The sequence below is a fragment of the Leclercia sp. J807 genome, assembly GCF_009734465.1.
Classification (GTDB): Bacteria; Pseudomonadota; Gammaproteobacteria; order Enterobacterales; family Enterobacteriaceae; genus Enterobacter.
This window is the reverse complement of the sequence record NZ_CP046446.1, coordinates 4,081,169-4,102,633: the sequence shown is the minus strand read 5'-3', so window position 1 is coordinate 4,102,633 and position 21,465 is coordinate 4,081,169. Positions and strand designations below refer to the sequence as shown.

At 55.0% G+C, this 21,465-nt stretch carries 18 protein-coding genes and 2 tRNA genes; 16 read left to right on the top strand and 4 right to left on the bottom strand.

Going from position 1 to position 21,465, the window contains the following annotated elements; translation table 11 throughout:
* Positions 1-92: 92 nt before the first annotated feature.
* From folP to GNG26_RS19390, 4 genes are all read left to right on the top strand, one after another.
* Complete coding sequence (gene folP / locus GNG26_RS19405) at positions 93-941, top strand: dihydropteroate synthase (RefSeq protein WP_103824923.1); 849 nt, start codon at positions 93-95, stop codon at positions 939-941.
* The gene (glmM, locus tag GNG26_RS19400) at positions 934-2,271 is read left to right on the top strand and encodes a phosphoglucosamine mutase (RefSeq protein WP_114385673.1); all 1,338 of its coding nucleotides are present in this window, start codon (positions 934-936) and stop codon (positions 2,269-2,271) included. Before folP ends, glmM begins: the two co-directional genes overlap by 8 nt.
* A gap of 221 nt (positions 2,272-2,492) precedes the next feature.
* The gene (gene secG / locus GNG26_RS19395; protein ID WP_039031650.1) at positions 2,493-2,825 is read left to right on the top strand and encodes a preprotein translocase subunit SecG; all 333 of its coding nucleotides are present in this window, start codon (positions 2,493-2,495) and stop codon (positions 2,823-2,825) included.
* 13 nt (positions 2,826-2,838) lie between these two features.
* A tRNA-Leu gene (locus tag GNG26_RS19390) sits at positions 2,839-2,925 on the top strand.
* Positions 2,926-3,090: 165 nt separating this feature from the next.
* On the opposite strand, the gene argG is transcribed toward GNG26_RS19390, so the two are convergent.
* Positions 3,091-4,437 (bottom strand): argininosuccinate synthase, encoded by a 1,347-nt coding sequence (gene argG, locus GNG26_RS19385; protein ID WP_114316586.1) that lies wholly within the window; start codon positions 4,435-4,437, stop codon positions 3,091-3,093.
* Positions 4,438-4,723: 286 nt separating this feature from the next.
* Between argG and GNG26_RS19380 the strand changes: the two genes are divergently transcribed.
* The 12 genes from GNG26_RS19380 to mtr all read left to right on the top strand — a co-directional run bounded on the left by GNG26_RS19380 (position 4,724) and on the right by mtr (position 18,393).
* A tRNA-Met gene (locus GNG26_RS19380) sits at positions 4,724-4,800 on the top strand.
* A gap of 207 nt (positions 4,801-5,007) precedes the next feature.
* Entirely contained in the window at positions 5,008-5,460 is a 453-nt protein-coding gene (gene rimP / locus GNG26_RS19375) for a ribosome maturation factor RimP (RefSeq protein ID WP_139156304.1), read from the top strand.
* Between the two features lie 28 nt (positions 5,461-5,488).
* Positions 5,489-6,976, top strand: coding sequence for a transcription termination factor NusA (nusA, locus tag GNG26_RS19370; RefSeq protein WP_103824919.1), 1,488 nt, complete (start codon positions 5,489-5,491; stop codon positions 6,974-6,976).
* 24 nt (positions 6,977-7,000) lie between these two features.
* Positions 7,001-9,688: a translation initiation factor IF-2 gene (infB, locus tag GNG26_RS19365; protein WP_103824918.1), complete on the top strand. Its 2,688-nt coding sequence runs from the start codon at positions 7,001-7,003 to the stop codon at positions 9,686-9,688.
* Positions 9,689-9,789: 101 nt separating this feature from the next.
* Positions 9,790-10,191, top strand: a complete 402-nt coding sequence (gene rbfA / locus GNG26_RS19360; RefSeq protein ID WP_103177165.1) for a 30S ribosome-binding factor RbfA — start codon at positions 9,790-9,792, stop codon at positions 10,189-10,191.
* A complete protein-coding gene (gene truB, locus GNG26_RS19355; RefSeq protein ID WP_103177164.1) occupies positions 10,191-11,135 on the top strand; it encodes a tRNA pseudouridine(55) synthase TruB in 945 nt (314 codons plus the stop codon). The genes rbfA and truB overlap by 1 nt, the downstream gene beginning before the upstream one ends.
* Before the next feature lie 152 nt (positions 11,136-11,287).
* Positions 11,288-11,557: a 30S ribosomal protein S15 gene (gene rpsO / locus GNG26_RS19350; RefSeq protein ID WP_032614416.1), complete on the top strand. Its 270-nt coding sequence runs from the start codon at positions 11,288-11,290 to the stop codon at positions 11,555-11,557.
* Between the two features lie 240 nt (positions 11,558-11,797).
* A complete protein-coding gene (gene pnp, locus GNG26_RS19345) occupies positions 11,798-13,933 on the top strand; it encodes a polyribonucleotide nucleotidyltransferase (RefSeq protein WP_103824916.1) in 2,136 nt (711 codons plus the stop codon).
* Between the two features lie 109 nt (positions 13,934-14,042).
* Positions 14,043-14,927 (top strand): lipoprotein NlpI, encoded by an 885-nt coding sequence (gene nlpI / locus GNG26_RS19340; protein WP_103177162.1) that lies wholly within the window; start codon positions 14,043-14,045, stop codon positions 14,925-14,927.
* A 106-nt stretch (positions 14,928-15,033) separates the two neighbouring features.
* Positions 15,034-15,114, top strand: coding sequence for a protein YrbN (gene yrbN, locus GNG26_RS22855; RefSeq protein ID WP_103177161.1), 81 nt, complete (start codon positions 15,034-15,036; stop codon positions 15,112-15,114).
* On the top strand, positions 15,107-17,005 hold the full coding sequence (locus tag GNG26_RS19330) for a DEAD/DEAH family ATP-dependent RNA helicase (protein WP_103177160.1): 1,899 nt from the start codon (positions 15,107-15,109) through the stop codon (positions 17,003-17,005). The genes yrbN and GNG26_RS19330 overlap by 8 nt, the downstream gene beginning before the upstream one ends.
* Positions 17,006-17,148: 143 nt before the next feature.
* Complete coding sequence (gene mtr, locus GNG26_RS19325) at positions 17,149-18,393, top strand: tryptophan permease (protein WP_114316590.1); 1,245 nt, start codon at positions 17,149-17,151, stop codon at positions 18,391-18,393.
* Positions 18,394-18,475: 82 nt separating this feature from the next.
* Here the strand turns inward: mtr and GNG26_RS19320 are convergent, their stop codons facing one another.
* The 3 genes from GNG26_RS19320 to GNG26_RS19310 all read right to left on the bottom strand — a co-directional run bounded on the left by GNG26_RS19320 (position 18,476) and on the right by GNG26_RS19310 (position 21,444).
* Positions 18,476-19,483, bottom strand: a complete 1,008-nt coding sequence (locus GNG26_RS19320) for a luciferase-like monooxygenase (RefSeq protein ID WP_103824913.1) — start codon at positions 19,481-19,483, stop codon at positions 18,476-18,478.
* A gap of 78 nt (positions 19,484-19,561) precedes the next feature.
* Positions 19,562-20,440: a U32 family peptidase gene (locus GNG26_RS19315; protein ID WP_156239822.1), complete on the bottom strand. Its 879-nt coding sequence runs from the start codon at positions 20,438-20,440 to the stop codon at positions 19,562-19,564.
* An 8-nt stretch (positions 20,441-20,448) separates the two neighbouring features.
* A complete protein-coding gene (locus tag GNG26_RS19310) occupies positions 20,449-21,444 on the bottom strand; it encodes a peptidase U32 family protein (protein ID WP_103824911.1) in 996 nt (331 codons plus the stop codon).
* Positions 21,445-21,465: the final 21 nt, after the last annotated feature.

Sequence of the window (21,465 nt, the reverse complement as noted above, 5' to 3'; positions counted from 1 at the left end):
CCACCGCTGTCAATGATCTTCTCTTAACCTGAAACCCTGGGGCTTGCCCCGGGGTTTTTCTTGTCTGCTTAACCAAAAATCAGGGACTTGCTATGAAACTCTTCGCCCAGGATTCTTATCTCGATCTTTCTCATCCCCATGTGATGGGGATCCTGAACGTCACGCCAGACTCTTTTTCCGATGGCGGCACGCATAACTCGCTTATCGATGCGGTCAGGCATGCGAATCTGATGATCAACGCTGGCGCGACGATCATCGACGTAGGTGGAGAGTCAACGCGACCCGGGGCTGCGGATGTCAGCGTTGATGAAGAGTTATCGCGCGTTATCCCGGTCGTTGAGGCGATCGCTCAGCGTTTCGAAGTCTGGATCTCTGTTGATACCTCCAAACCCGAGGTGATTCGCGAATCGGCAAGAGTGGGCGCTCACATTATCAATGACATTCGCTCCCTCACCGAGCCCGGTGCGCTTGAAGCGGCTGCCGAGACCGGGTTACCGGTATGCCTGATGCATATGCAGGGCCAGCCGAAAACCATGCAGGATGCGCCGAAATACAGCGACGTGTTTGCGGACGTGAACCGCTACTTTGAAGAGCATATTGCGCGCTGTGAACGTGCCGGTATCGCAAAAGCGAAATTGCTGCTCGACCCGGGCTTCGGTTTCGGTAAAAATCTCTCTCACAACTACGAACTTCTTGCGCGCTTATCAGAGTTTCACCATTTTGGCCTGCCGCTGCTGGTCGGAATGTCGAGAAAATCAATGATAGGCCAACTGCTTAACGTTGGGCCGTCAGAACGTCTGAGTGGCAGTCTGGCCTGTGCGGTGATTGCAGCGATGCAGGGAGCACATATAATTCGCGTCCATGACGTAAAAGAAACAGCAGAAGCCATGCGAGTGGTGGAAGCCACACTGGCAGCTAAGGAAAACTCCCGCTATGAGTAATCGTAAATTTTTTGGTACCGACGGCATTCGTGGACGCGTGGGCGATGCGCCAATCACTCCTGAGTTTGTACTGAAGTTAGGCTGGGCGGCTGGCAAGGTGCTGGCAAGCCACGGTTCGCGCAAAATCATTATCGGTAAAGATACGCGTATTTCCGGTTACATGCTCGAATCCGCACTGGAAGCGGGTCTGTCTGCCGCTGGGCTCTCCGCCTCTTTCACGGGCCCTATGCCCACCCCCGCAGTGGCCTATCTGACCCGCGCGTTCCGTGCCGAAGCGGGCATCGTGATCTCTGCCTCGCATAACCCGTTCTACGATAACGGCATCAAATTCTTCTCCATTGACGGCACCAAACTGCCGGATGACGTTGAAGAAGCGATTGAAGCGGAAATGGAAAAAGAGCTGACCTGCGTTGACTCCGCTGAGCTGGGTAAAGCCAGCCGTATCGTCGATGCTGCGGGTCGCTATATTGAATTTTGCAAAGGCACCTTCCCGAACGAACTCAGCCTGGGTCATTTGAAGATTGTGGTGGACTGCGCTAACGGTGCAACCTACCACATCGCCCCTAACGTATTCCGCGAACTGGGCGCGCAGGTTGTTGCCATCGGTTGCGAGCCAAACGGTCTGAATATCAATGCCGAGGTAGGTGCAACGGATGTTCGCGCTCTGCAGGCGCGTGTGCTGGCGGAGAAGGCCGATCTCGGGATTGCTTACGATGGTGATGGTGACCGCGTCATCATGGTTGACCATGAAGGCAATAAAGTCGATGGCGACCAGATCCTCTATATCATCGCCCGTGAAGGTCTGCGTCAGGGACAGCTGCGCGGTGGCGCCGTTGGAACGCTGATGAGCAACATGGGCCTGGAGCTGGCGCTTAAGCAGTTGGGTATTCCGTTTGTGCGCGCGAAGGTTGGCGACCGTTACGTACTGGAAAAACTGCAGGAGAAAGGCTGGCGCATCGGTGCGGAGAACTCCGGTCACGTGATCCTGCTCGACAAAACCACTACCGGTGACGGGATCGTGGCGAGCCTGCAGGTTGTGGCAGCGATGGTGCGTAACCATATGTCTCTGCACGATCTGTGCAGTGGGATGAAAATGTTCCCGCAGATCCTGGTCAACGTTCGCTTTACGGCAGGTAAGGGCGATCCACTGGAAAACGAGAACGTGAAAGCGGTGATGGCTGAAGTGGAGGCGGCGTTGGGCTCCCGTGGCCGTGTTCTGCTGCGTAAGTCGGGTACCGAACCGCTGATCCGTGTGATGGTGGAAGGGGAAGACGAAGCACAGGTCACCGAGTTTGCCCATCGTATCGCTGATGCGGTAAAAGCAGCGTAACCTCTGGTAAGTGTTTAAAAAGGCGGCTTATGCCGCCTTTGTTTTGTACAGTTGTGGCGGTTTTGCTGTTTTTTTCCGCACTTGATACAATGAGCTGAAATTGCCCTTGCGAAGGTCATTCGCTTTGGTTAGTATTCACACCCGCTTCAGTGGGAAAGCAAAATTCCTGCTTATTGGTTGAAGCATTGGTATGCGGCAAATCCGCAAGGAACAGGTTGATTATGTACGAAGCTCTTTTAGTTGTTTTCCTTATTGTAGCCATCGCTCTGGTAGCGCTGATCATGCTGCAGCAAGGTAAAGGCGCTGATATGGGGGCCTCTTTTGGAGCAGGCGCTTCTGGTACGCTGTTCGGTTCAAGTGGTTCTGGTAACTTCATGACCCGCGCAACGGCGATTCTGGCAACGCTGTTTTTCATCATCAGTCTGGCGCTTGGCAATATCAATAGCAACAAGATCAACAAAGGAAGCGAGTGGGATAACCTGAGCGCGCCAGCGAAATCTGAGCAGACTCAGCCAGCTGCACCGGCTAAGCCGACCAGCGATATCCCGCAGTAAGAGTAGTATCTGTGCTGAGGTGGTGGAATTGGTAGACACGCTACCTTGAGGTGGTAGTGCCCTAACGGGCTTGTGGGTTCGAGTCCCATCCTCAGTACCAATATTCCGAAAGAAAGACGTCGAAAGACGTCTTTTTTTTCGTCTGTACATTGTCTTTTCGTAGGCCCGGCAAGCGTTGCACCGCCGGGCTTGCCCGCCCTACACGTCACGACATTCGGCAATAAAAAAGGCGCCCTCAGGCGCCTTTTGCATTTCGGTACAGTGATTACTGCTTATCGCTGTTTTCCAGATTCTCAACCTGCGGCAGGCCGTTACCGGTAGAGACGGAGAGCAGGCCATTTTCGGTATAGGTGAACAGCTTGGCGCGGGTATCGGTGATATCCAGATTGCGCATCGTCAGTTGACCAATACGGTCGTCCGGCGAGAAGACGGAATCACCTTTTTCCATGGTCAGACGCTCTGGCTGGTAGGTCAGGTTGTCAGAGACCGTATTCAGAATCGAGTAGTCATTGCCGCGACGCAGCTCTAAGGTCACTTCACCGGTGATGGCGCTCGCCACCCAACGCTGCAGGGCATCACGCAGCATCAACGCCTGCGGATCGAACCAGCGGCCCTGGTACAGCAGTTTACCTAACTGGCGACCGTGGGAGTGATACTGCTCGATGGTGTCTTCGTTATGAATGCCGGTCAGCAGACGCTCGTAAGCGATGTGCAGCAGCGCCATCCCCGGGGCTTCATAGATGCCACGGCTTTTTGCTTCGATGATACGGTTTTCAATCTGATCGCTCATACCCAGACCGTGACGGCCACCAATGCGGTTAGCTTCCAGCATCAGTTCTACGTCGTCAGAGAAGGTCTGACCGTTGAGGGCAACCGGGTGGCCGCGTTCAAAACGTACGGTTACTTCTTCTGCCTGGATTTTGACGTTTTCGTCCCAGAACTTCACGCCCATGATCGGGTTAACGATCTTCACGCTGGAGTTCAGGTATTCCAGGTCTTTTGCTTCGTGGGTAGCACCCAGCATGTTGGAGTCGGTTGAATAGGCTTTCTCGACCGACATCTTGTAATCGAAACCGCAGGCGATCATAAATTCAGACATTTCATGACGGCCGCCCAGCTCATCGATGAAATCGGTATCGAGCCACGGCTTATAAATCTGCAGCTCGGCGTTAGTCAGCAGGCCGTAACGATAGAAGCGCTCGATATCGTTGCCTTTATAGGTACTGCCGTCGCCCCAGATGTTGACGCCATCTTCTTTCATGGCGGCAACCAGCATCGTACCGGTAACAGCACGGCCCAGCGGCGTGGTGTTGAAATAGGTCAGGCCGCCGGTAGTGTTATGGAAAGCGCCGCACTGAATAGCAGCGATACCTTCGGCAACCAGCTGCTTACGGCAGTCAATCAGGCGTGCGTTCTCGGCACCATACTCCATGGCGCGACGCGGGATGGCTTCGTAATCGTCCTCATCCGGCTGACCCAGGTTCGCAGTATATGCATACGGAACCGCTCCCTTCTGGCGCATCCAAAGCAGTGCAGCGCTGGTGTCCAGACCGCCGGAAAAAGCGATGCCAATACGTTGTCCTTGCGGAAGATGCTTGAGAATCGTCGTCATAAAATAAAACCCTGCTTGATTGACTGATGAGTGATCGCTTCACCCTAAAATGCATTTTTATGCAGAATAAGTGAGTTTTCATTTAATCATCTTTTGGCAAGTACCGAAAGAGATTCGTGGATTTTTTGTAAAAATTTCCCGTCTTAATCGCTGTTGTTCACGGGGTTGACAGTGGGGGTGCGCTATCAATATACTGTATGCCGATTTTACGTCCCGTCCTCGGTACCAAATCCCAGCATTATTTGCAATTTTTACCCACAGCGAGTAGAATTTGCCACGTTTCAGGCGCGGGGTGGAGCAGCCTGGTAGCTCGTCGGGCTCATAACCCGAAGGTCGTCGGTTCAAATCCGGCCCCCGCAACCACTTTCCTATAAAGTCCTTTTTCAAATATACTGTGAAGACTTAGCGCCTTCGTAGCTGGATTTGAAAAAATTCTTTTTGAAAGTGCTCCAGGCCACAGTTGTGGCTATAGGGTTCAGTTATCTAAAGCCCCGATTTATCGGGGTTTTTTGTTATCTGACTACAGAATAACTGGGCTTTATGCCCTTTTTTTACGTCTTGGGGGTGGGCTTGTCCACATTAGAGCAAAAATTAACAGAGATGATTACAGCACCGGTCGAAGCACTGGGCTACGAACTGGTCGGCATCGAATTCGTTCGGGGTCGTACATCCACGCTGCGCATCTATATTGATAGTGAAGATGGCATCAATGTTGATGATTGTGCTGATGTCAGCCACCAGGTGAGTGCGGTTCTCGATGTTGAAGATCCCATTACTGTTGCCTACAACCTGGAAGTTTCCTCGCCTGGTCTCGACAGACCAATGTTCACGGCTGAACACTACACGCGCTTTACTGGTGAAGAAGTGGCTCTCGTTCTGCGCATGGCCGTACAGAACCGCCGTAAATGGCAAGGCGTTATTAAAGCCGTTGATGGTGAGATGATCACGGTTACAGTCGAAGGCAAAGATGAAGTGTTCGCGCTGAGTAATATCCAGAAGGCGAACCTGGTTCCCCACTTTTAACAGTCTGGATTGAGGTGAAAAGCCCGCGATGAACAAAGAAATTTTGGCTGTTGTTGAAGCCGTTTCCAACGAGAAAGCCCTGCCGCGTGAGAAAATTTTCGAAGCGCTGGAAAGTGCACTGGCTACGGCAACCAAGAAAAAATATGAACAAGAGATCGATGTCCGCGTTGAAATCGATCGTAAAAGCGGTGACTTCGATACTTTCCGTCGTTGGCTTATCGTTGAAGAAGTGACCCAACCAACGAAGGAAATCACCCTCGAAGCGGCGCGTTTCGAAGATGAAAGCCTGAACATTGATGATTACGTTGAAGATCAGATTGAATCCGTGACCTTCGACCGTATCACCACACAGACCGCGAAACAGGTTATCGTACAGAAAGTACGTGAAGCTGAACGTGCGATGGTTGTTGACCAGTTCCGCGAGCACGAAGGTGAGATCATCACCGGCGTGGTGAAGAAAGTTAACCGCGACAACATCTCCCTGGATCTGGGTAACAACGCGGAAGCGGTTATCCTGCGTGAAGATATGCTGCCACGCGAAAACTTCCGTCCGGGCGACCGTATTCGCGGCGTACTCTATTCCGTGCGTCCAGAAGCCCGCGGTGCTCAGTTGTTCGTGACCCGTTCTAAGCCTGAGATGCTGGTCGAACTGTTCCGCATCGAAGTGCCAGAAATCGGCGAAGAAGTTATCGAGATCAAAGCGGCTGCCCGCGATCCAGGTTCCCGTGCGAAAATCGCGGTGAAAACCAACGACAAACGTATCGATCCGGTCGGTGCTTGCGTCGGTATGCGTGGCGCGCGCGTTCAGGCCGTTTCGACTGAACTCGGCGGTGAGCGTATTGATATCGTTCTGTGGGACGACAACCCGGCGCAGTTCGTGATTAACGCGATGGCCCCGGCTGATGTTGCCTCTATCGTCGTCGACGAAGACAAGCACACAATGGATATCGCCGTTGAAGCCGGTAACCTGGCACAGGCTATCGGCCGTAACGGTCAGAACGTCCGTCTGGCGTCGCAGCTGAGCGGCTGGGAACTCAACGTAATGACCGTTGACGACCTGCAGGCGAAGCACCAGGCTGAAGCCCATGCAGCGATTGATACCTTCACTAAGCACCTGGACATTGACGAAGAGTTCGCCACCGTTCTGGTTGAAGAAGGCTTCTCTACGCTGGAAGAACTGGCCTATGTGCCAATGAAAGAACTGCTGGAAATTGACGGTCTGGATGAAGCCACCGTTGAAGCCCTGCGTGAACGCGCTAAAAACGCACTGACCACCCTGGCACTGGCTCAGGAAGAAAGCCTTGGTGATAACAAGCCGGCTGATGACCTGCTGAATCTGGAAGGTCTTGATCGTGCGATCGCGTTCAAGCTGGCTGCCCGTGGTGTTTGTACGCTGGAAGATCTCGCTGAGCAAGGCGTTGATGACCTGGCCGATATCGAAGGTTTAACCGACGAGAAAGCCGGCGAACTCATCATGGCCGCACGTAATATCTGCTGGTTCGGCGACGAAGCGTAATAAACTGTAGCAGGAAGGAACAGCATGACTGATGTAACTGTAAAAACGCTGGCTGCTGAGATTCAGACCTCCGTGGATCGCCTGGTACAGCAATTTGCTGATGCAGGGATCCCGAAGTCCGCTGATGACTCGGTGACCGCGCAAGAAAAACAAACCTTGTTAACGCACCTGAACCGTGAACATGGTTCAACGCCTGACAAGTTAACGCTGCAGCGCAAAACGCGTAGCACGTTAAACATTCCAGGTACCGGTGGAAAAAGTAAATCGGTACAAATCGAAGTCCGCAAGACGCGCACCTTTGTAAAACGTGATCCGCAAGAGGCAGAACGCCTCGCTGCGGAAGAGCAGGCACAGCGTGAAGCGGAAGAGCAAGCCCAGCGTGAGGCAGAAGAAAACGCCAAACGTGAGGCAGTATTAAAAGCTGAACGTGAGGCCGCAGAAAAAGCGAAACGTGACGCCGCTGAAAAAGCGAAGCGCGACGCTGCGGAAAAAGACAAAGTGAGCAATCAACAGACTGACGATATGACCAAAAACGCCCAGGCAGAAAAAGCCCGTCGTGAAAATGAAGCAGCCGAGCTGAAGCGTAAAGCGGAAGAAGAAGCCCGTCGCAAGCTTGAAGAAGAAGCCCGTCGCGTTGCTGAAGAAGCGCGCCGTATGGCAGAAGAGAACGAGAAAAACGGTGTGAATGCCGCTGAACCGTCCGAAGACACCAGCGACTATCACGTCACCACCTCCCAGCACGCGCGTCAGGCTGAAGATGACAACGACCGTGAAGTTGAAGGTGGTCGTGGCCGCACGCGCAGTGCGAAAGCCGCGCGTCCAGCCAAAAAAGGCAATAAGCACGCCGAATCTAAAGCTGACCGTGAAGAAGCACGTGCTGCCGTTCGCGGTGGTAAAGGCGGCAAGCGTAAAGGTTCCGCTCTGCAGCAGGGCTTCCAGAAGCCAGCGCAGGCTGTTAACCGTGACGTTGTGATCGGCGAAACCATCACCGTTGGCGATCTGGCTAACAAGATGGCGGTTAAAGGCTCTCAGGTCATCAAAGCGATGATGAAGCTGGGCGCAATGGCGACCATCAACCAGGTTATCGACCAGGAAACCGCACAGCTGGTTGCCGAAGAGATGGGCCACAAAGTTATCCTGCGTCGTGAAAACGAGCTGGAAGAAGCGGTAATGAGCGACCGTGACACTGGCGCAGCAGCTGAGCCGCGTGCACCGGTTGTGACCATCATGGGTCACGTTGACCACGGTAAAACCTCTCTGCTGGACTACATTCGTTCTACGAAAGTTGCCTCCGGCGAAGCAGGCGGCATTACCCAGCACATCGGTGCATACCATGTAGAAACCGATAACGGGATGATCACCTTCCTGGATACCCCGGGCCACGCCGCGTTTACCTCCATGCGTGCACGTGGTGCTCAGGCAACGGATATCGTTGTTCTGGTTGTCGCAGCAGACGATGGCGTAATGCCACAGACCATCGAAGCTATCCAGCACGCGAAAGCGGCGCAGGTGCCTCTGGTTGTTGCAGTGAACAAAATCGATAAGCCAGAAGCGGACATGGATCGCGTTAAAAACGAACTGTCCCAGTACGGTGTTATGCCGGAAGAGTGGGGCGGTGAGTCTCAGTTCATCCCGGTTTCTGCAAAAGTGGGTACCGGTATCGACGACCTGCTGAACGCTATCCTGCTGCAGGCTGAAGTTCTGGAGCTGAAAGCGGTTCGCAATGGTATGGCGAGCGGCGCGGTAATCGAATCCTTCCTGGATAAAGGCCGTGGCCCGGTTGCGACCGTTCTGGTACGTGAAGGTACCCTGAACAAAGGCGACATCGTGCTGTGTGGCTTCGAATATGGCCGTGTTCGTGCAATGCGTGACGAACTGGGTCGCGAAGTGCTGGAAGCAGGTCCATCCATTCCTGTGGAAATCCTGGGTCTGTCCGGTGTTCCGGCTGCCGGTGATGAAGTGACCGTTGTTCGTGACGAGAAGAAAGCGCGTGAAGTTGCGCTGTACCGTCAGGGCAAATTCCGTGAAGTTAAACTGGCTCGTCAGCAGAAATCTAAACTCGAGAACATGTTCGCCAACATGACCGAAGGCGAAGTTCACGAAGTGAACGTGGTTCTGAAGGCCGACGTTCAGGGTTCTGTGGAAGCGATCTCCGACTCTTTACTGAAACTCTCTACCGACGAAGTGAAGGTGAAGATCATCGGTTCCGGCGTAGGTGGTATCACCGAAACCGACGCAACCCTGGCTGCAGCGTCCAACGCGATTCTGGTTGGCTTCAACGTGCGTGCCGACGCCTCTGCGCGTCGCGTGATCGAAGCGGAAAGCCTGGATCTGCGTTACTACTCCGTCATTTATAACCTGATCGACGAAGTGAAAGCGGCAATGAGCGGTATGCTGTCTCCGGAACTGAAACAGCAGATCATCGGTCTGGCTGAAGTGCGTGACGTGTTCAAATCACCGAAATTCGGTGCGATCGCGGGCTGTATGGTTACCGAGGGTAACATCAAGCGTCACAACCCAATCCGCGTACTGCGTGACAACGTGGTTATCTACGAAGGCGAGCTGGAATCCCTGCGCCGCTTCAAAGATGACGTTAACGAAGTCCGTAACGGCATGGAATGTGGTATCGGCGTTAAGAACTACAACGACGTTCGCGTTGGCGATATGATCGAAGTGTTCGAGATCATCGAGATCCAACGCACTATCGCGTAATCTTCGCTAAGATTGCCGATTGTAGGCCGGGATCGCCTCGCGCCACCCGGCATTAAATTTCAAAAGGGGCTTTGGCCCCTTTTTTGTCTGGAGAATTTATTATGGCGAAAGAATTTGGTCGCCCGCAGCGCGTGGCTCAGGAGATGCAAAAAGAGATCGCAATCATCCTTCAGCGCGAAATCAAAGACCCGCGTCTGGGGATGATGACCACCGTGTCTGGCGTTGAAATGTCCCGCGACCTGGCGTATGCCAAAGTGTTCGTGACTTTCCTGAATGACCAGGACGAAGACGCGGTTAAGAACGGTATTAAAGCGCTGCAGGAAGCTTCTGGTTTCATCCGCTCTCTGCTTGGCAAAGCGATGCGCCTGCGTATCGTGCCAGAGCTAACCTTCTTCTACGACAACTCGCTGGTCGAAGGTATGCGCATGTCCAACCTGGTCACCAGCGTGGTGAAGCAGGATGATGAGCGTCGTGTGAACCCGGACGATAAAAAGGAGGACTGATGAGTCGTCCTCGTCGTCGCGGTCGCGACGTGCACGGCGTGCTGCTGCTGGATAAACCGCAGGGTGCATCCAGCAACGACGTGCTGCAAAAAGTAAAGCGTATATATAACGCCAACCGCGCGGGGCACACCGGGGCGCTGGATCCGCTGGCGACCGGTATGCTGCCGATTTGTCTGGGTGAAGCGACCAAGTTTTCCCAATATCTGCTGGATTCGGACAAGCGCTACCGCGTGATTGCAAAGCTTGGCCAGCGCACGGACACCTCCGATGCTGATGGTCAGGTCGTCGAAGAGCGTCCGGTGACGTTCAGCAGCGAACAGCTTGATGCCGCGCTCGAGAGCTTCCGTGGCGATACCCAACAGGTGCCGTCCATGTACTCGGCGCTGAAGTACCAGGGCAAAAAGCTCTATGAGTATGCGCGTCAGGGAATTGAGGTGCCACGCGAGGCCCGTCCGATTACGGTCTATGAGCTGCTGTTCATTCGTCACGAAGGCGATGAGCTGGAGCTGGAAGTGCATTGCTCAAAAGGCACCTATATCCGCACCATCATCGACGATCTGGGTGAGAAGCTGGGCTGTGGCGCGCACGTTATTTATCTGCGCCGTCTGGCAGTCAGCAAGTACCCGGCTGAACGTATGGTGACGCTGGAGCAGCTGCAGGCGCTGGTGGACCAGGCGCAGGAGCAGGGCACAGAGGCTGCGGACCTGCTTGACCCATTACTGATGCCAATGGACAGTCCTGCTTCGGACTATCCGGTTGTCAATCTGCCGTTGACCTCCTCCGTTTACTTTAAAAACGGCAACCCGGTGCGCACGACGAATGTCCCGGCGCAAGGGCTGGTGCGCGTTACGGAAGGGGATGACAACACCTTCATCGGGATGGGTGAAATCGACGACGAAGGTCGTGTTGCCCCACGCCGTCTGGTGGTTGAATATCCGGCATAAGCTGACGCCTTGCCTTGCGATAAGCAGGGGAGGCGGGTAGAATATTGCGGCTTAACGTCTGGTAAATTGTTTAACAATTGGCATACGTTATACATGGGAAAGCTGAATTAGAGATCGGCTTCCTTTCATTCTTTAAATTTTGGAGTTTTAAAATGTCTCTAAGCGTTGAAGCTAAAGCTAAAATCGTTTCTGAGTTTGGTCGTGATGCTAACGACAGCGGTTCTACCGAAGTTCAGGTTGCACTGCTGACTGCACAGATTAACCACCTGCAGGGTCACTTTGCAGAGCACAAAAAAGATCACCACAGCCGTCGTGGTCTGCTGCGCATGGTTTCTCAGCGTCGTAAACTGCTCGACTACCTGAAACGTAAAGATGTTGCACGCTACACCGCGCTGATCGAGCGTCTGGGCCTGCGTCGCTAAGTCTTGCGAGTTTCAGAAAAGGGGGCCTTATGGCCCCTTTTTTCAACCAGACCGCAGCAATTCACTGGAAACTAATGTATTGTTGCTATAAATGATCTTCATTGCAGAGGTTCGCGCGGCTAATGAGAGGCTTCACCCATGGGGGTGTCGGTTGTCATTAGTCGCGAGGATGCGAAGAAGGTCCGGTAAAAGTCAGCACGCCTTTGGTGTGCTGTCATTCATTTAAGAAAGGACAGAATCTTGCTGAATCCGATCGTTCGTAAATTCCAGTACGGTCAACATACCGTTACGCTGGAAACCGGCATGATGGCACGTCAGGCTACTGCTGCTGTTATGGTAAGCATGGATGACACCGCGGTATTCGTGACCGTGGTTGGCCAGAAAAAAGCTAAACCAGGTCAGGACTTCTTCCCACTGACCGTAAACTACCAGGAGCGTACTTACGCTGCCGGTAAAATCCCGGGTGGTTTCTTCCGTCGTGAAGGCCGTCCAAGCGAAGGCGAAACCCTGATCGCGCGTCTGATTGACCGCCCGGTTCGTCCGCTCTTCCCGGAAGGCTTCGTTAACGAAGTTCAGGTTATCGCAACCGTTGTTTCCGTTAACCCACAGGTTAACCCGGACATCGTTGCGATGATCGGCGCATCCGCAGCCCTCTCCCTGTCTGGTATTCCATTCAACGGTCCTATCGGTGCTGCGCGCGTGGGTTACATCAATGACCAGTACGTTCTGAACCCAACTCAGGACGAGCTGAAGTCAAGCAAGCTGGACCTGGTTGTTGCCGGTACCGAAGCTGCGGTACTGATGGTTGAATCCGAAGCAGAACTGCTGAGCGAAGACCAGATGCTGGGCGCGGTGGTCTTTGGCCACGATCAGCAGCAGATCGTTATCCAGAACATCAACGACCTGGTGAAAGAAGCCGGTAAACCACGTTGGGACTGGCAGCCAGAAGCGGCAAACGACGCGCTGAATGCACGCGTTGCAGCCCTGGCCGAAGCGCGTCTGAGCGATGCTTACCGCATCACCGACAAGCAAGAGCGTTATACCCAGGTTGACGCGATCAAATCTGAAACCATCGCTACGCTGGTGGCAGAAGATGAGTCCCTGGACGCTAACGAGCTCGGCGAAATCCTGCACGCTATCGAGAAAAACGTTGTTCGTAGCCGCGTTCTGGCAGGCGAGCCGCGTATCGATGGCCGTGAAAAAGATATGATCCGTGGTCTGGATGTGCGTACTGGCGTGCTGCCACGTACTCACGGTTCTGCGCTGTTCACCCGTGGTGAAACGCAGGCGCTGGTTACCGCGACCCTGGGTACTGCCCGTGACGCACAGAACATCGACGAACTGATGGGCGAGCGCACTGACAGCTTCCTGTTCCACTACAACTTCCCTCCGTACTCCGTAGGTGAAACCGGTATGGTTGGCTCGCCGAAGCGTCGTGAAATTGGTCACGGTCGTCTGGCGAAGCGCGGCGTGCTGGCTGTGATGCCAGATGCTGATAAATTCCCGTACACCGTTCGTGTGGTTTCTGAAATCACCGAATCTAACGGTTCTTCTTCTATGGCTTCCGTATGCGGTGCTTCTCTGGCACTGATGGATGCGGGCGTACCGGTGAAAGCGGCCGTTGCGGGTATCGCAATGGGTCTGGTGAAAGAAGGCGACAACTTCGTTGTTCTGTCTGACATCCTGGGCGACGAAGATCACCTGGGTGACATGGACTTCAAAGTCGCGGGTTCCCGCGAAGGTATCTCTGCCCTGCAGATGGATATCAAAATTGAAGGCATCACCAAAGAGATCATGCAGGTTGCGCTGAACCAGGCTAAAGGTGCACGTCTGCACATCCTGAGCGTGATGGAACAGGCGATCAACGCGCCGCGTGGCGACATTTCCCAGTTCGCTCCACGTATCCACACCATTAAGATCAGCCCGGACAAGATCAAAGACGTTATCGGTAAAGGCGGTTCTGTTATCCGCGCCCTGACCGAAGAGACTGGCACCACCATCGAAATCGAAGATGACGGTACTGTGAAGATCGCAGCGACCGACGGCGAGAAAGCGAAATACGCTATCCGTCGTATCGAAGAGATCACTGCCGAGATCGAAGTGGGCCGTGTCTACAATGGTAAAGTGACCCGTATCGTTGACTTTGGCGCATTCGTTGCCATCGGTGGCGGTAAAGAAGGTCTGGTACACATCTCTCAGATCGCTGACAAGCGCGTTGAGAAAGTGACCGATTACCTGCAGATGGGTCAGGAAGTGCCGGTTAAAGTTCTCGAAGTTGACCGTCAGGGCCGTATCCGTCTGAGCATTAAAGAAGCGACCGAGCAGTCTCAGCCTGCCGCTGCGCCGGAAGCTCCGGCTGGCGAACAGGGCGAGTAAGGTTGCCGTTTGCCCCCCGTGCAAGCGGGGGGCTTGTTATCAGGCAGGACGCCTTGTTAGCAGCCGGGGGACAGGACGTTCATCCAATTGTTGTCTTCGGGAGTGGGAAATGAAGCCTTTTCTGCGCTGGTGTTTCGTTGCGACAGCTTTGACGCTGGCAGGATGCAGCAACTCTGCCTGGCGTAAAAGTGAAGTCCTCGCAGTGCCACTGCAACCGACTTTGCAGCAGGAAGTGATTCTGGCACGCATGGAACAAATTCTTGCCAGTCGGGCTTTAACCGATGACGAACGCGCACAGCTTTTATATGAGCGCGGAGTGTTGTATGATAGTCTCGGTCTGAGGGCACTGGCGCGAAATGATTTTTCACAAGCGTTGGCGATCCGACCGGATATGCCTGAAGTATTCAATTACTTAGGCATTTATTTAACGCAGGCAGGCAATTTTGATGCTGCCTATGAAGCGTTTGATTCTGTACTTGAGCTTGATCCAACTTACAACTACGCGCACTTGAATCGCGGTATCGCATTGTATTACGGCGGTCGTGACAAGTTAGCGCAAGATGATCTGCTGGCGTTTTATCAAGACGATCCTAACGATCCTTTCCGTAGCCTGTGGCTTTTCATTGTTGAGCAGAAGCTTGACGAAAAGCAGGCTAAAGACGCGTTAAAACAACGCTTCGACAAATCGGACAAGGAGCAGTGGGGATGGAATATTGTCGAGTTCTACCTGGGCGACATTAGCGAAGCAACGCTGATGGAACGCCTGAAGGCGGACGCAACGGATAACACCTCGCTCGCTGAGCATCTCAGTGAAACCAACTTCTATTTAGGTAAGTACTACCTAAGTCTGGGGGATACGGACAGCGCTACGGCACTGTTCAAATTAGCGGTTGCTAACAACGTACACAACTACGTTGAGCACCGTTATGCATTGTTGGAATTATCGCTCTTGGGCCAGGAGCATGACGACCTGGCAGAATCGGACCAGCAATAGCTGACGACATAAACATCAGCCCGTAATCTTTTGATTGCCATCACCTTTACTGGTGAGGGCGTTGTTGTTCGTCAATACACCTACTTTGAGCCGGTTCACACTTTCAATGAAAATTACCGAAAATTTTCACGATAAGTTATGTAGACTGGCCGCCATTGACATTGAGGCACTCGTACTACATGGCTGAATTCGAAACCACTTTTGCAGATCTGGGCCTGAAGGCTCCTATCCTTGAAGCCCTTAACGATCTGGGTTACGAAAAACCATCTCCGATCCAGGCAGAATGTATCCCACATCTGCTCTCTGGTCGTGACGTGCTGGGCATGGCCCAGACTGGTAGCGGTAAAACCGCAGCGTTCTCGCTGCCGCTGCTGAATAACATTGACCCGGACCTGCGTGCACCGCAGATCCTCGTACTGGCTCCGACCCGTGAACTGGCTGTTCAGGTGGCGGAAGCTATGACTGAATTCTCTAAACACATGCGCGGCGTAAACGTGGTTGCTCTGTACGGCGGCCAGCGTTATGACGTGCAGTTACGCGCCCTGCGTCAGGGTCCACAGATCGTCGTCGGTACGCCGGGTCGTCTGCTGGATCACCTGAAACGCGGTACGCTGGATCTCTCTAAACTGAGCGGTCTGGTACTGGATGAAGCTGACGAAATGCTCCGCATGGGCTTCATCGAAGACGTAGAAACCATTATGGCGCAGATCCCGGAAGGTCATCAGACCGCCCTGTTCTCTGCCACCATGCCGGAAGCGATCCGTCGCATTACCCGCCGCTTCATGAAAGAGCCGCAGGAAGTGCGCATCCAGTCCAGCGTGACCACTCGCCCGGACATCAGCCAGAGCTACTGGTCTGTGTACGGTATGCGTAAAAACGAAGCGCTGGTGCGTTTCCTGGAAGCAGAAGATTTTGATGCGGCGATCATCTTCGTTCGTACCAAAAATGCGACCCTGGAAGTGGCAGAAGCCCTGGAGCGTAGCGGCTACAACAGCGCAGCGCTGAACGGCGACATGAACCAGGCGCTGCGTGAGCAGACACTGGAGCGTCTGAAAGACGGTCGTCTGGATATCCTGATTGCAACCGACGTGGCAGCACGTGGTCTGGACGTTGAACGTATCAGCCTGGTTGTTAACTACGACATCCCGATGGACTCCGAGTCTTACGTTCACCGTATTGGCCGTACCGGTCGTGCAGGTCGTGCGGGCCGTGCGCTGCTGTTCGTTGAGAACCGCGAGCGTCGTCTGCTGCGTAACATCGAACGCACCATGAAGCTGACCATTCCAGAAGCAGACCTGCCAAACGCAGAACTGCTGGGCAAACGCCGTCTGGAAAAATTCGCTGCGAAAGTCCAGCAGCAGCTGGAAAGCAGCGATCTGGATCAGTACCGTGCGCTGCTGACGCAGATCCAGCCGACCGCCGAAGGCGAAGAGCTGGATATCGAAACGCTGGCCGCTGCACTGCTGAAGATGGCGCAGGGCGAACGTTCTCTGATCGTGCCGCCAGATGCACCGATGCGTCCTAAGCGTGAGTTCCGTGACCGTGACGATCGTTTCGAACGTCGTGGCGACCGCAACGATCGTGGCCCACGTGGCGACCGTCCAGAGCGTGGTGGTGAAGATCGTCCACGTCGCGAACGTCGTGACGCTGGCGAAATGGAACTGTACCGCATTGAAGTGGGCCGTGATGATGGTGTTGAAGTTCGTCATATTGTTGGCGCGATCGCTAACGAAGGCGACATCAGCAGCCGTTACATCGGTAACATCAAGCTGTTCGGCACCCACTCCACCATCGAACTGCCAAAAGGTATGCCGGGCGAGGTTCTGCAGCACTTTACCCGTACCCGCATCCTGAACAAGCCGATGAACATGCAGCTGCTGGGCGATGCTCAGCCGCGTCCGGACCGTGGCGGCGAACGTCGTGGCGGTGGCCGCAGCTTCGGTGGCGAGCGTCGTGAAGGCGGTCGTGGTCCTCGTCGTGAAGGGGCTGCGCCAGGTGCAGGTCGTTTCAGCGGTGAGCGTCGTGAAAGCCGTGGCCCACGTCGTGAAGATGGCCCGGTTCGTCGTCGTGACGCGTAATCTTCACGCCCTGTAGCGTAAAGTAAAATATACAGCCCCGATATTTTTATCGGGGCTTTTTTTATTCCTTTTGTACTATTGTACTGGTACAGTGCAGCACATTAAGATGCAGGTCCCAAATTATTAACTGGAGAAAAGGCTGTATGGCGACACTTACCACCACCCAAACGTCACCCTCACTGCTCGGCGGTGTGGTGATCATCGGCGGAACCATCATAGGTGCGGGGATGTTCTCCCTGCCGGTGGTCATGTCCGGGGCGTGGTTCTTCTGGTCGCTGGCGGCGCTGGTCTTCACCTGGTTCTGTATGCTGCACTCCGGGCTGATGATCCTCGAAGCTAACCTCAACTACCGCATTGGGTCGAGCTTTGACACCATCACCCGCGACCTGCTGGGCAAGCGCTGGAATATCGTCAACGGTATCTCCATTGCCTTTGTGCTCTATATCCTGACCTACGCCTATATCTCGGCCAGCGGTTCGATTCTGCATCACACCTTCGCAGAGATGTCGCTGAACGTACCGGCGCGCCTGGCAGGTTTTGCCTTCGCCCTTGGCGTGGCATTTATCGTCTGGATGAGTACCAAAGCGGTGAGCCGGATGACGGCCATTGTGCTGGGTGCCAAAGTCATCACCTTCTTCCTGACCTTCGGCAGCTTGCTGGGACATGTTACGCCCGCCACGCTGTTTAACGTGGCGCAGAGCAACACGTCGTATTCACCCTATCTGCTGATGACCCTGCCGTTTTGTCTGGCGTCGTTTGGCTATCACGGCAACGTTCCGAGCCTGATGAAGTATTACGGCAAAGATCCGCGCACCATCACCCGCTGCCTGGTCTACGGCACGCTGCTGGCACTGGGGCTGTATGTGATCTGGCTGCTGGGGACGATGGGGAACATCCCGCGTCCGGAGTTCATCGGCATTGCGCAGAAGGGCGGTAATATTGATGTGCTGGTGCAGGCGCTGAGCGGCGTACTCAACAGCCGTAGCCTGGACCTGCTGCTGGTGATCTTCTCCAACTTCGCCGTGGCGAGCTCGTTCCTCGGCGTGACCCTGGGGCTGTTTGACTACCTGGCCGATCTCTGTGGCTTTGATGACTCTGCGCTGGGGCGTCTGAAAACCGCGCTGCTGACCTTCCTGCCGCCGGTCATTGGTGGCCTGCTGTGGCCGAACGGTTTCCTGTATGCCATTGGCTATGCGGGACTGGCGGCAACCATCTGGGCGGCGATTGTTCCGGCGCTGCTGGCGCGTAAATCACGCAAGCGCTTCGGTAGCCCAAAATTCCGCGTCTGGGGCGGCAAGCCGATGATTGCGCTGATCCTGGTGTTCGGTATCGGCAACGCAGTGGTCCACGTGCTGTCGAGCTTTAATCTGCTGCCTGTATATCAGTGAACATATTGCCCGGTGGCGCTTCGCTTACCGGGCCTACAGGGATGGAGTAGGCCGGGCAAGCGCAGCGCCGCCCGGCAAAAAACTACCCCACCAACTCCTCTTTCACCTGCATCGCCAGATCGAACGAATGCAGACGCGCCTGGTGATCGAAGATCTGGCCGTTGACCATGATCTCATCAGCCTGCGTCTCACGCAGCACCGCTTCCAGTCCATGACGCACCTTCGCTTTATCCCCTACCAGCGACATGCTTAACGCCTGCTGCACGCCATACTGTTCTGAGGCCGACCACAGCTGGTGCATATTCTCCACCGGCGGTGGCAGTTGCCCCGTCTCGCCGCGGCGCAGCTTCATAAAGGCCTGCTGCATGGAGGTAAACAGAAATTCCGCATCGCGGTTGCTGTCAGCGGCAATGATGTTGATGCACACCATCGCATACGGTTTTTCCAGCCGCGCCGAAGGCTTAAAGTTAGTGCGATAGAGATGCAGTGCCTGGTGCAGCATATCCGGCGCAAAGTGCGAGGCAAACGCAAACGGCAGGCCCAGCTGCGCGGCCAGCTGCGCGCTGTAGAGGCTGGAGCCTAACAGCCACACCGGGATCTGCTCGCCGTAGCCCGGCACAGGACGCACCTGCGGATTCGGGTCACGGGCATCAAACCACTCCACCAGTTCAAGCACGTCGCGGGGGAAGTTATCGATGTCACCGCTCATATGGCGACGCAGGGCGCGCATGGTCGGCTGATCGCTGCCCGGTGCGCGGCCCAGTCCCAGGTCGATACGGCCCGGATAGAGGGTGTTGAGAGTACCAAACTGCTCGGCAATAACCAGCGGCGAATGGTTAGGCAGCATCACGCCGCCCGAGCCTAAATGCAGCGTCGTGGTATTCGCCGCCAGATAGCCGAGCAGCACTGAGGTGGCGGCGCTGGCAATCCCGACCATGTTGTGGTGTTCCGCCAGCCAGTAGCGATGATAGCCGCGCTGTTCAGCCAGGCGGGCGAGATCCAGTGAGTGGGTAAAGGCTTCCCTTGCCGAGGAGCCTTCAGGGATCGGCGCCAGGTCCAGCACCGAAAACGGAATGGATTTATCAGTCATAGCAGCTCACTTTGTCGACGGTGAATCTTTAATAGTGCATTAAAATTTTACAGTCGTTGTTAACAAAGTGAGCCTTTTTTAGTCCTGCAGCTCCAGCCCGGCGAGACGTCGCCAGTAGCCGTTGCACTCGCTGTTCGCCGTCAGCGGCAGCGGGGCAGCGCCATTTTCATTGGCGCGGAAGGCGTCGATCATGGCGAAGGTTGCGGTGCCCAGCGGCGACAGACGCACCATATCCACCAGCCCTTTCATTGAGGCCAGTTCGTTGCCGAGGTTGTAAACGTAGCCGCTCATGGTCTGAATGCCGTTGAGGACAAACACCTGCTGATTCTCCTGCGACAGCATGCTGCGTCCATTGGGATATTTGATGCAGCAGGTTTCGCACTCATCTTTCGGCAGATTCTCTGAGCGCGCGGTAAAGCAGCGGGCGGAGTACGCCAGCGGCAGATGCCCGTAGCTGAGCACTTCCACTTCAAACTGATTGCGGATCCCCAGCTCGTCGCACTGCGCCAGGATGTTCACCAGCCAGTCGCGGGAGAGTTCCACCGGCATACACCAGCGCGTCATGCCCTGTTTGAGCAGCAGACGCAGCGTCACGGCGTTGTAGCAGTTCAGCGCATGCCCGGCGACAAACGGCAGTTTGCGCTCGGCGCACAGGTTCACCACGCCGAGGTCGCTGGCCTCCAGCAGAAATTCACCGTTCTCCACATAGCGCTTCAGCTCATTCAGTTCTGACGAGGCCTGAACCAGCGCCAGCGTAGAGAGCACGACTTGCTTGCCACTGTCGGCCAGGGTTTTCGCCATCTCCAGCCAGTCACCCACCTTTGTGGCACGACGCTTACTGCACACCGCCTCGCCGAGGTAAATCACATCCGCCTGGCTGGTTGCCGCCTGCTGATAAAAGTCTTCCAGCGTCTCTTTCGACCAGTAATAGAGCACCGGTCCTAATGAATATTTCATGCTTTATCTCACTGCCATTTACGGTGATACGCACCCAGCGTGGTCTGCGTGCCTTCGGACATCGAGCCGAGCGTCTCCATCCACGCCGGTTCTGGCGTATAGCTCTGCGGATTTGCCATGCAGCGATCGATCGCCTGGCGCCACACTTTTGCCACCTGGCTGACATAGGCCGGGCTGCGCTGGCGTCCTTCAATTTTCACCGAGGCGATGTTGGCAGCCAGCAGTTCCGGCAGCAGTTCGAGGGTGTTCAGGCTGGTGGGCTCCTCCAGCGCATGGTAGCGCTCGCCATCCACCAGATAGCGGCCTTTGCACAGCGTCGGATAGCCGGCGTTTTCATCATCCTGATAGCGGTCAATCAGCACCTCGTTCAGACGCGACTCCAGCCCCTGCGGCGTTTGCTGCCAGCGCACGTAGCGGGCAGGGGAGCAGGCGCCCACGGTGTTAGGGGATTCCCCGGTGAGATAAGAAGAGAGGTAGCAGCGCCCTTCAGCCATGATGCACAGGCTGCCAAAGGCAAAAACTTCCAGCGGAACTGGCGTGACCCGCGCCAGTTGCTTAACCTGATGGATAGAGAGTACGCGCGGCAGCACCACGCGCGACACTTCAAAATTACGATGATAAAAGCGTACGGCCTCTTCGTTAGTGGCAGACGCCTGTACCGAGACATGGCGCTCAATGTGGGGATAGCGTTCTGCGGCATACTCCAGCATGGCGAGATCCGCCAGAATCAGGGCGTCGGCACCCAGCTGTGCCGCCATATCCACCGCGCGCTGCCAGCGTTGATAGCCGTCGGGGTGGGCAAAGGTATTGATAGCGATATGCAGTTTACGGCGATGAAGATGTACGAAGCTCACCGCTTCCTGCAGTTTTTTCTCGGTAAAATTGAGACCAGCGAAGTGACGGGCATTGGTATCGTCCTTCAGCCCGATATAAACCGCATCGGCGCCGTTTTCGATGGCCGCCTTTAACGCCGGTAAGTTCCCGGCAGGGCAGAGCAGCTCCATAATTTATCCTGACGTTCGCAG

Coding starts and splice junctions, on each gene's coding strand:
- folP (WP_103824923.1), top strand. CDS start 93: ATGAAACTCTTCGCCCAGGATTCTTATCTCGATCTTTCTCATCCCCAT.
- glmM (WP_114385673.1), top strand. CDS start 934: ATGAGTAATCGTAAATTTTTTGGTACCGACGGCATTCGTGGACGCGTG.
- secG (WP_039031650.1), top strand. CDS start 2,493: ATGTACGAAGCTCTTTTAGTTGTTTTCCTTATTGTAGCCATCGCTCTG.
- argG (WP_114316586.1), bottom strand. CDS start 4,437: ATGACGACGATTCTCAAGCATCTTCCGCAAGGACAACGTATTGGCATC.
- nusA (WP_103824919.1), top strand. CDS start 5,489: ATGAACAAAGAAATTTTGGCTGTTGTTGAAGCCGTTTCCAACGAGAAA.
- infB (WP_103824918.1), top strand. CDS start 7,001: ATGACTGATGTAACTGTAAAAACGCTGGCTGCTGAGATTCAGACCTCC.
- rbfA (WP_103177165.1), top strand. CDS start 9,790: ATGGCGAAAGAATTTGGTCGCCCGCAGCGCGTGGCTCAGGAGATGCAA.
- truB (WP_103177164.1), top strand. CDS start 10,191: ATGAGTCGTCCTCGTCGTCGCGGTCGCGACGTGCACGGCGTGCTGCTG.
- rpsO (WP_032614416.1), top strand. CDS start 11,288: ATGTCTCTAAGCGTTGAAGCTAAAGCTAAAATCGTTTCTGAGTTTGGT.
- nlpI (WP_103177162.1), top strand. CDS start 14,043: ATGAAGCCTTTTCTGCGCTGGTGTTTCGTTGCGACAGCTTTGACGCTG.
- yrbN (WP_103177161.1), top strand. CDS start 15,034: ATGAAAATTACCGAAAATTTTCACGATAAGTTATGTAGACTGGCCGCC.
- GNG26_RS19330 (WP_103177160.1), top strand. CDS start 15,107: ATGGCTGAATTCGAAACCACTTTTGCAGATCTGGGCCTGAAGGCTCCT.
- mtr (WP_114316590.1), top strand. CDS start 17,149: ATGGCGACACTTACCACCACCCAAACGTCACCCTCACTGCTCGGCGGT.
- GNG26_RS19320 (WP_103824913.1), bottom strand. CDS start 19,483: ATGACTGATAAATCCATTCCGTTTTCGGTGCTGGACCTGGCGCCGATC.
- GNG26_RS19315 (WP_156239822.1), bottom strand. CDS start 20,440: ATGAAATATTCATTAGGACCGGTGCTCTATTACTGGTCGAAAGAGACG.
- GNG26_RS19310 (WP_103824911.1), bottom strand. CDS start 21,444: ATGGAGCTGCTCTGCCCTGCCGGGAACTTACCGGCGTTAAAGGCGGCC.